9 protein-coding genes are annotated in these 9,204 nt (G+C 68.4%); 3 read left to right on the plus strand and 6 right to left on the minus strand.

What is annotated here, in order from left to right; genetic code table 11:
- Positions 1-35: 35 nt before the first annotated feature.
- The 6 genes from BI335_RS10380 to BI335_RS21395 form a co-directional block, all read right to left on the minus strand.
- The gene (locus BI335_RS10380; RefSeq protein ID WP_094404425.1) at positions 36-1,022 is read right to left on the minus strand and encodes an NHL repeat-containing protein; all 987 of its coding nucleotides are present in this window, start codon (positions 1,020-1,022) and stop codon (positions 36-38) included.
- A gap of 57 nt (positions 1,023-1,079) precedes the next feature.
- Positions 1,080-1,799: an alpha/beta fold hydrolase gene (locus BI335_RS10385; RefSeq protein ID WP_094404424.1), complete on the minus strand. Its 720-nt coding sequence runs from the start codon at positions 1,797-1,799 to the stop codon at positions 1,080-1,082.
- The gene (locus BI335_RS10390) at positions 1,796-2,812 is read right to left on the minus strand and encodes a VOC family protein (RefSeq protein ID WP_094356727.1); all 1,017 of its coding nucleotides are present in this window, start codon (positions 2,810-2,812) and stop codon (positions 1,796-1,798) included. Before BI335_RS10390 ends, BI335_RS10385 begins: the two co-directional genes overlap by 4 nt.
- Before the next feature lie 351 nt (positions 2,813-3,163).
- Complete coding sequence (locus BI335_RS10395; protein WP_094404423.1) at positions 3,164-4,999, minus strand: acyl-CoA dehydrogenase; 1,836 nt, start codon at positions 4,997-4,999, stop codon at positions 3,164-3,166.
- 88 nt (positions 5,000-5,087) lie between these two features.
- Positions 5,088-5,963, minus strand: a complete 876-nt coding sequence (locus BI335_RS10400) for an HAD-IIB family hydrolase (RefSeq protein WP_172421826.1) — start codon at positions 5,961-5,963, stop codon at positions 5,088-5,090.
- Positions 5,964-5,970: 7 nt separating this feature from the next.
- Positions 5,971-7,092 carry a hypothetical protein gene (locus BI335_RS21395; RefSeq protein ID WP_172421828.1) on the minus strand — a complete coding sequence of 374 codons (1,122 nt, stop codon included), beginning with the start codon at positions 7,090-7,092 and terminating at the stop codon, positions 5,971-5,973.
- Positions 7,093-7,243: 151 nt separating this feature from the next.
- On the opposite strand from BI335_RS21395, the gene BI335_RS22275 reads away from it, so the two are divergent.
- The 3 genes from BI335_RS22275 to BI335_RS10410 all read left to right on the plus strand — a co-directional run.
- Positions 7,244-7,900 carry a DUF222 domain-containing protein gene (locus BI335_RS22275; protein WP_144008658.1) on the plus strand — a complete coding sequence of 219 codons (657 nt, stop codon included), beginning with the start codon at positions 7,244-7,246 and terminating at the stop codon, positions 7,898-7,900.
- The gene (locus tag BI335_RS22280; RefSeq protein ID WP_267489611.1) at positions 7,831-8,616 is read left to right on the plus strand and encodes an HNH endonuclease signature motif containing protein; all 786 of its coding nucleotides are present in this window, start codon (positions 7,831-7,833) and stop codon (positions 8,614-8,616) included. The genes BI335_RS22275 and BI335_RS22280 overlap by 70 nt, the downstream gene beginning before the upstream one ends.
- 288 nt (positions 8,617-8,904) lie before the next feature.
- Positions 8,905-9,204 (plus strand): IS110 family transposase (locus BI335_RS10410; protein WP_144009081.1); only part of this gene is annotated, 300 nt, incomplete at its 3' end.

Here is a 9,204-nt window from a genome sequence, read left to right on the forward strand (position 1 = left end):
GAGGGCCCAAGGCTATCGGTGACCCCGCCAGGATCTCAGCGGGCCGGCAGCCGGGTGATCCAGTAGGACGCGGTGCCCGGCGAGGCCACCCCGAAACGGGCGTTGACCGCCCACAACCAGCCGCCCAGCAGGGCCGCGGTGGAGGGGATGTCGAGGGTCTCGTCGCTGCGCGCGCCCTGCCACTTGGCCCGCCAGCCACCGCTGCCGTCGGGGCTCAGTTTCAGCACCGAGACCTCGTACTGGCCGCTGCCGCGGACGTTGTAGAGCCACTCGCCGGACCGTTCCAGGCCGTCGCCGCCGGTGATCCCGGGCCCGCCGGAGACCGGGATCTCCCGCGCCACCCCGGTCACCGGGTCGACCTGCCAGAGGCCGCCGTGCTGGCTGTTGTTCAGGATCAGCGACCCGTCGGGCAGCTCGCGGATGCCGTTGGCGTTCACCGCGGTACCGTCGCCGGCCGGCCAGGCACCGCCCAACGGGATGAAGGTGGGTGCCGCACCGGTCGGCGTACCCGCCGTGGTGAGCGGGATCCGGGTCAGCCGGTCGACCCGGGAGTCGGTGACGAAGACGGCATCGCGGGTCACCACCAGGTCGTTCAGGAAGACCCCGCCGGGCACCAGCTGGTCGAACACCACCGCCCCGGTGTTCGAGTCGATCGCCCAGACGTGGGCCTCGCTGCCGACGTTGCCGGCGGCCCAGATCAGCCCGGAACGCGGGTCGTGGCGCAGGCCGCGGACCTGGCGGCCGGCCTGACCGGCCCACACGGTGGTGACCGCCCCGGTCACCGGGTCGACGCGGACGATCCGGCCGTCGGCCAGCGAGCCGACGAACAGCGCGGTCGCCGAGGCGGTGATGCCCTCGGGCCGGAGGCCGTCCGGCAGCGCGATGGTCTCGGGAGCCGGGGTACGCCGCCGCCCTGCGGCGTACGCGGATCCAGCGGTGCCGCCGAGCGCACCGGTGGCGAGCGCGAGACCACCGGCGGCCAGCAGCGCGGCACGGCGGGAGAATCTCGATGAGTTGTCCATGGGTCATTCTCGCCGACGGATCGGCGGGGCGCCATGGCCGCGCTGCGCTGCCGGCGGTCAGCCCTGCTGCTCGGCCACCTCGAGCAGCCGATCGACGAGCTCGTCGGGCCGGGCCAGGAACGGCGAATGCCCGCCCGGCATCCGCCGTGGTTCGATCCCGAGCCGCTGCCGCGCCAGCGCCGACCCGGCATCCGCGGAGACCACCCGGTCATCGGCACAGGCGAGGTAGTCCATCGGCACGCTCGGCCACTCCACCAGCGGGGTGACCTCGGTCAGCGGCGTCATCGCCTGCGGCCGCAGCTCGGCGAGGGCGGCCTCGACCAGGGCCGGATCCGCCACGTCGTGGTAGAAGATCTCCCGCGCCAGCTCGGCCGGCCATTCGGTGCGCCCGTCGGGCAACCGGACCTGCTGCGGGAGGTATTCGGTGAGCCACTGCTCGGTCATCACCTGGTGCCCGGTGGCGCGCTGACCCGCCAGGCTGTCGCCCACCTCGGGCAGCAGCGCGGCGAGGAAGATGATCCCGCGTACCGGGCGGAGCGCCGGCAGCAGCGGCGCGGTCAATCCACCGGCCGAGTGGGCGACGACCACCAGGTCGTCGATCCCACGCCACTGGTCGACGATCTGCTCGGCATAGTCGGCGGCGCCCCGGGTGGGATCGTCGATCGGCATCGTCACCGTGACCGACGGTACGCCGCGGCGTTCCAACGCCTGCCTGGTCGGCTCCCAGCATCCCCCGGTGTGCCAGGAACCGTGCAGGAAGCCGAAGGTCGGGCTCATGCCAGCGCACCCAGTCGGGCACCGGTGCCGTCGATCGGCTCACCGGTGGCGAGGTCGACGACCGGCGTACCGAAGAGCATGAACTCCTCGGGGAACAGCGACGAGCCGACCGAGACGCCGCAGCCGTTCATGAACTCCTCCACCGACCACACCTTGGTGTCGACGTCGGGGTCGAAGTTGAGGAAGCCGACGGTGCCGAAGAACTCGATCCGGTTGCCGCCTGGTTCGAAGACGTAGAGATAGAGGCCCTGGGTCGCGCCGTGCATGCCCGGGCCCATCTCGATGCGGACGCCGTTCTCGCGGCAGATCTCGAGGAAGTCGAAGCTGTACTGCGGGCTGCCGAAATAGAAGGCGAGGTGGTGCAGGCGCCCCTTGGCGCCGGACGCGTCGTTCATCACCGCGATCTCGTGGGAGAGCTGGTTCACGCTCAGCCAGGCGCCGACATCGACGTTGCCGTCGACCATCACTTCGCGGACGTCGAAGCCGAGGGTCTGCTCCAGCGCATCCTTCTGGGCGCGCACGTCGGAGGCGAGCAGGTTGACGTGGTCCATGCGGCGGACCGGTACGCCCTTCAGCGGGCGCTTCGAGGCGCGGGTCAGGATCGGCGAGCGCAGCTCCGGCGGCGCCTGATACTTCTCCACGTTCCAGATCAGCTCCATCGAGTGACCGTCGGGTGTCTGGAAGGCGAAGGTCTCACCGACGCCCTCGTCGCCCCTGGTCGGGCCGAGGCCGAGGCCGGCCTTGTCGACGGCGTCCCGGCGGCGGTCGAAGGCGTCCTGGGAGGTGGTACGCCACCCCATCACGCCGATCCCGGCGCGGTCGGCGGCGGTCAGCTTGAGCGAGTGGTGGTAGGGATCCTCGAAGGCGCGCAGATAGACGGAGTCGCCGACGCGGGCGGTCTCCCGCATGCCGAGCAGTTCGGTGAAGAACCAGAGCGAACCCTCCAGGTCGGGGGTCATCAGCTCGGCTCGCGCGAGGTGCGCGATCTCCAGTCGGGGTCGGGCAGTGGACATGGGTGCTCCTTGTTTCGGGCAGGCGTCAGCGCCTGCCGGACGTGGGCTTCGCGGGGAAGGCCTGAGCGGCGCGGGACCGCGCCGTGGACGCACTTTCCCGGATGCAGGAGCTCGCTGCGATCAGGCGTGCTTGGCATCGAGTGTCCGCGGCGAGCGAGGCGGGACACCACTGCGCGTTCCGCAGAACGGCACATTTCCTTATTGATCAGTAAGGATCATTTCACTGCCCACTGAAACGCGACGCAGCCCCGGTCCACCAGTCGGTGGGCCGGGGCTGCGGTCGGGGAGACGCGGGCCGGTCAGGCGGGTCGCCCAGCCGGGTCGATCAGCCGGGTCGATCAGCCGGGTCGATCAGAATGCCGACTCGGGCAGCTCCATCGCATCCAGGGTGGTGGCCTCGAGCATCTTGCGCTCGGCGGTCAGCTGCGGCAACCGGGTCCGGGCGAACCACTGGGCGGAGGCGATCTTGCCGGCCAGGAAGTCCTTCTCGGCACCGGTGGCACCCTCGAGCTGGGACTGCGCCACCTCACCGGCGCGGATCAGCAGCCAGGCACAGACCAGGTCACCGAGGGCCATCAGCACCCGGCTGGTGTTCAGCCCGACCTTGTAGAGGTCCTTGGGGTTCTGCTGCGCACCCATCAGCACCTGGGTCAGCGTGCCGACCATCAGCGCGGCATCCTCCGCGGCCCGGCCGAGCAGCTTGCGCTCGTCGGTCAGCGGACCCTCGCTGCCGAGGAATTCCTCGATCTGCTTGGATACCACGCCGATCGCCCGACCCTGGTCCTTGACGATCTTGCGGAAGAAGAAGTCCTGACCCTGGATCGCGGTGGTGCCCTCGTAGAGGGTGTCGATCTTGGCGTCGCGGACGTACTGCTCGATCGGGTAGTCCTGCAGGAAACCGGAGCCACCGAAGGTCTGCAGGGTCTCGGTGCCCAGGGTGGTCCAGGCGCGCTCGGAGCCGTAGCCCTTGACGATCGGCAGCAGCAGATCGTTGACACCCTCGGCCTCTTCGTCGGTACGCCCCTCGGCCGCGGCCTGCCAGACCCGGTCCTGCCAGCTGGCGGTGTAGAGCACCAGCAGCCGCAGCGCCTCGGCGGTGGACTTCTGGGTGAGCAGCGAGCGGCGGACGTCGGGGTGGTGGGTGATGGTGACGCGCGGCGCATCCTTGGCCGGGGTCAGCATGTCGGCACCCTGGACGCGCTGCTTGGCGTACTCCAGCGCATTGAGGTAGCCGGTGGACAGCGTCGCCATCGCCTTGGTGCCGACCATCATCCGGGCGTGCTCGATCACCTGGAACATCTGCGCGATGCCGTCGTGCACCTCGCCGAGCAGCCAACCGACGGCAGGAGCGCCGTCACCGAAGGTCATCTCGCAGGTGGCGGAGACCTTCAGACCCATCTTCTTCTCGACATTGGTGGCGTACACGCCGTTGCGCTGATCGGTGAAGACCTCGCCGGACTCCAGGTCGAACATGTACTTGGGCACCAGGAACAGCGAGAGACCCTTGGTGCCGGGGCCGCCGACGCCCTCGACGCCGTGGGGGCGGGCGAGCACCAGGTGCATGATGTTCTCGGTCATGTCCTGCTCACCGGAGGTGATGAAGCGCTTCACGCCCTCGATGTGCCAGGTGCCGTCGGCCTGCGGGAGGGCCCGGGTACGCCCGGCGCCCACGTCGGAGCCAGCATCGGGCTCGGTCAGGATCATCGTCGCGCCCCACTGGCGGTCGACCATGTGCTGGGCGATCTTCTGGTCCCGCTCGGTGCCGTTCTCGTGCACGACCTGGGCGAACTTGGGGCCCGCGGAATACATGTAGAGCGCCGGGTTGGCACCGAGGATCTGCTCCATCGCGGCCCAACGCAGCGAGGGCGGGGTCTCCTGGCCGCCGAGCACCTCGGGCAGCTCGAGCCGCCACCAGTCGGAGTCCATGTACTGCTTGAACGCCTGCTTGGTCGACTCCGGGATCGTCACCGTGCGGGTCTGCGGGTCGTAGATCGGGGGGTTGTGGTCACCCTCGGCGTAGGGCTCGGCGATCCGGGTCGCGCAGAGGTGCTCCATCTCGCTGAGCACCGCCTCGGCGGTCTCGCGGTCCATGTCCTCGGCCGGTCCGGTGCCGAGCACGGCGTCGCGGCCGAGCACGTCGAAGAGATCGAAGGTGATGTCACGCAGGTTGGACTTGTAGTGCGTCATGGGGCTACCTCATTGGAACGACAGCAGTCTGGGCTTCACGATCCATTGAACTACTGGCCAGTAACAAATGCAAGAGACCCCGACTTCGTCAGCAGTTATCGCCGGTGTTGCGAGCGCCGACCGGCCGGTTGGCCCCAAGAGATCGGAGCAGGCGGGTCGCCAGCCAGTCGGCGACCGCCTCGGCGTCGTTGCCGGCGGACAGGATCTCGTCGGCGGCCCGGATCGCGAGCGGGTCGGCGTCGACCATCGCGATCCCGCGGCCGGCCCAGCGCAGCATCTCGACATCATTGGGGGCATCCCCGAAGGCGACCACGGCCTGCCGGTCGATGCCGAGGCGGCTGCACAGCCTGGCCAGACCGCTGCCCTTGTCGACGCCGGCGGCGGCCACCTCGACGAAGGGGGCACCGGAGCGAGTGGCAGTGATTTCCTTGATCGACACTGAGTTGATCAAGGACTCCAGCTCGGCGGCCGGGATGCTGGGGTCACGGGCGACGAACTTGACGCAGGGTTCGGAGAACAGCTCCGGACCATCGATGATCATGATCTCGCGGATCGGTCTTCCATGATCACCATCGGCCAGAAGTTGTCGGTATCCGGCCTCGGCGCAGAAGGTGCGTCCCAGATCGCGGATCACCGCGAACCCCACGTCGGGGGCGAGCTCGCGGAGGCGAGTGGCGAGTTCGGCCTGGATCGGTGGGGCGAGGGTCCGGGCGTACGCGACCTCCCCGGTGCCGAGGTTCTCGGCGAACGCCCCGTTGGCACAGATCGCCCAGCCGTCGAAGTTCGCCGCGCCGGTCACCTGCAGCAGCGGCCCGGGCTGGCGGGCCGTCACCGGGACCACCAGGATCCCGCGCTCGCGCACCCGATCGAGCACCTCGGCGGTCCGCGGACCGATGCTCAGGTCGCTGCGCAGCAGGGTCCCCGTCGAGATCGGTGGCGATGAGTTGGATGGGGTCGGGCACATGGGCACCCTAGTCACGCTGCCAGGCATCCCACATCCTGTTGGTCGGCACATTGAAGAACGCGTCGCTCGTCGACTTCTTCTCGGCGATCGGGTGGTGCAGCCGGTGCCGCAGTTCATCGGTGAGGTCCCGAAGACCGGACGCCAGTTCCTCAGCGCCGAGCGCGTCCAGCGCGGTGAGCTCACCCGTGCCTCTGCGGAAGTATTGCGCGTAACCGCGCTGGCGCGGGCTCTGACGACCTCCCAGAAGCCGGTTGGTGACATAGCTGACGATCAGCGCGAGGTCGTCGTCCACGTAGGTTCGACCGAAGAACGCGGTGCGTGGGTTGGAGACATCCTCGTTGCACAGGTTCTGCAGCAGCCTCAGCGGGTCGGCCAGATGATCCCGGGATACACGATCTTCAGAACGATCGAAGCCCACCTGGAGTCCGGTCAGACTCGCGACAAGCTCCTCCCGGGTAGTCGCGATCTGTTGCATCCGGCTCCGGTGGCTCGTCACGACGAACAGCCCGAGGGCAACCACGACGCCGGCAGTGCCGATCGACCACGCCTCGGTATCCCAGAGTGTCAGCACGACACCCTCCAGGACCATGAACTGGGCCAGCAGCCAGAGCCTCGCATTCCGCCGCTGCCACATGACGCCGTCGCGGACCCTGGTGGAAACGATCGCCAGACCCGAATGTCCGGTCTGGGTGATGCCCGCGAGAAGCACCTGCAGGAACAGGACCGCTAGATGCCACTTGAGTCTCTCGATGCCCGCGGGCGCCTGCGCCTGGATCAGACACTGGAACGCCGCGAGTCCGATCAGGAGCAGGACGATCAGGCACCAGCCGAAGGGGCGCGCCCAGTCGCAGAACCGGCGCCATTGGTCGACCGTCCGGGAACTGAGGACCAGCGGAAGCGTGAAGACGATGCCCAGCACGCTGGCCATCAGTGCCAGGAAGCCCGCAACGAAGTCGACGACGTGAGCGGTGGACCTGGCAAGCACCCAGGCGCCGCCCATTCCAAGCACGATCCAGAGGGCGATCGTGATCCAGTTGCGTCGCCCGCGGATGGCTTCGTAGCGGTCCGCCATCCTTCGCCGGACCTCAACGGCCCGGTTGAACAGTTCGCTGTGCTCTACGGTTCTCATGATGTCTTCCTCTCCTGGGGATTCCCAGCATCCAGGGAGGCACTGACAGTCCAGGCGTGGCGGTCAGAAAGTTGTCCACAGATTTCGAGATTTCTCGCCAGTGCGGGCAATCCGGGCCGAGACTGTCAGACCCGTTCTATTGAATGGGGACATGACCTGCAGCGCAGCACGTTACGTCGAGACCGTGGAGACGGTCGACGAACTGCTGCGCCAACTCCTCGCCGACGGTGACGAGCGGTTGCTCACCGACGAGCAGAGGCTGCACGTCGCCGAGGTCAACGAACGGATCGCCGCCCGCTTCCAGGCGCACTCCACCCGGACCCTGGCCGGCATCAGCACGAGCAACGCCACGCGGCAGGTGCACGGGGTGCGGACCACGACCTGGTTGCGGGAAAGCCACGCCTACGCAGGCAATCAGGCTGCGGGGGTGCTCCGCGAGGCCATCCGGACGATGGACGCACCGTTGGTGTGGCGGGCACTGGCCGAGGCCGCGATCTCACCTCGGCAGGCGACCGCGATCCTGGAATCGTTGAAGCATCTGCCGCCGGATCTGCCACCAGGCAAGGAAACCGCCGCCCAGCAGACCATGGTCGAACAGGCCCAACGCTGGGATCCGGTCGAGCTGCGCGAACTCGGCAACCGACTCGTCGAGGTGATCGACCCGACCACGCCGACGCCCTGCTGGAACGCCGACTCGAGCAGGAAGAGCAGTCGGCTCGCCGCAACCGTGCACTCCATCTGCACCACGACGGCCACGGTTCGACCCACATCAAGGGTCAGCTCCCAGCTGCCGAGGGCGAGAAGCTGACCGCGCTGTTGGATGCACTGGTCGATCGGCACCGGGCCGACGAACCACCGCTCTGCGGATCGTCCTGCGCGGGGCCGTCGTGTGGATTGTGTGGCGGCCGCCCGTCGCGGGCGATGCGCCGCGCGGACGCACTCATGGAGGTCGCCCAGGCGTACGCCGACGCCCGGCACGCACCCGCCCACGACGCCGATCGCGCCCGGGTGAACGTCACCGTCGACCTGGATACCCTGCGTCGCGGCATCGGCTGCACCGACACCACAGCCGGCCCGATGTCCGCGCAACAACTCCGCCTCCTGGCCTGCGATGCCGAGATCATCCCCATCGTCCTCGGCGGGCTCGGAATTCCCTTGGATGTAGGGAAATTGCGCCGCTTCTTCACCGGTGAGCTCCGCGCTGCCCTGATTGCCCGTGACGGTGGCTGCATCTTCCCCGGCTGCGACCAACCCGCCCGTCGCTGCGGCGCTCACCACATCCGCCCCTGGTGGTGTGGCGGACCGACCAGTCTCGACAACGGCGTACTCCTCTGCCCGCACCACCACGCCCTGGTCGAACCATCAAGAACCCGACTGCACAACGAAAATCGCTGGGAGGTCCGCCTGAATCCCGCCGATGGGCTGCCGGAGTTCCTGCCACCACAGGGATTGGACCGCAATCGTACGCCGCGGCGGCATCTGCGACACCGGGTCCGGCAACACCCCATCGGCGACGGCCACTGACCGGGTTCATCTCGACACAGTGAGGATGGTGGTGGGGGTCCGGTGGCCTTGGGGATGATGTCTTTGGGGTCTGGGTTGTTCGTTTGACCGATCTCGACACTGGCGCTGTTGGTTGGGTGCCTTGAACGCGACTTGTCGACGGCCGGCCCGCCGGGCCCCTCTTTCGGTTTGGATGGCCAGACCGGGCGGGTGTGACTTGATAGGACCTTGATCGGTGTCTCATCACTGTGGTGTCCGCCCGGCCTGGGAGGTCATCCCTCGATCCAGTTGTAGAGGGAGACATCACCCATGATGACCACCAACCATGCCACGCCTCAAGACCCGACCCCGGTGGTGGCCGGGGTCGATACCCATCAACGCACCCATCACGCGGTCGTGCTCACCGAGACCGGGGTGTTGTTGGCTGATCGGGAGTTCCCGGTCTCCCGCGCGGGTTATGCCGCGTTGGTGGACTGGGTCGCCGGCCACGGACCGATCACCGCGATCGGGGTCGAGTCGACCGGTTCGTATGGGGCCGGGTTGACGGTGCATCTGCTGGCGGCCGGGATCGAGGTGATCGAGGTCAACCGGCCCGATAAGACCACCCGG

The organism is Enemella evansiae (genome assembly GCF_002250705.1).
Classification (GTDB): Bacteria; Actinomycetota; Actinomycetes; order Propionibacteriales; family Propionibacteriaceae; genus Enemella; species Enemella evansiae.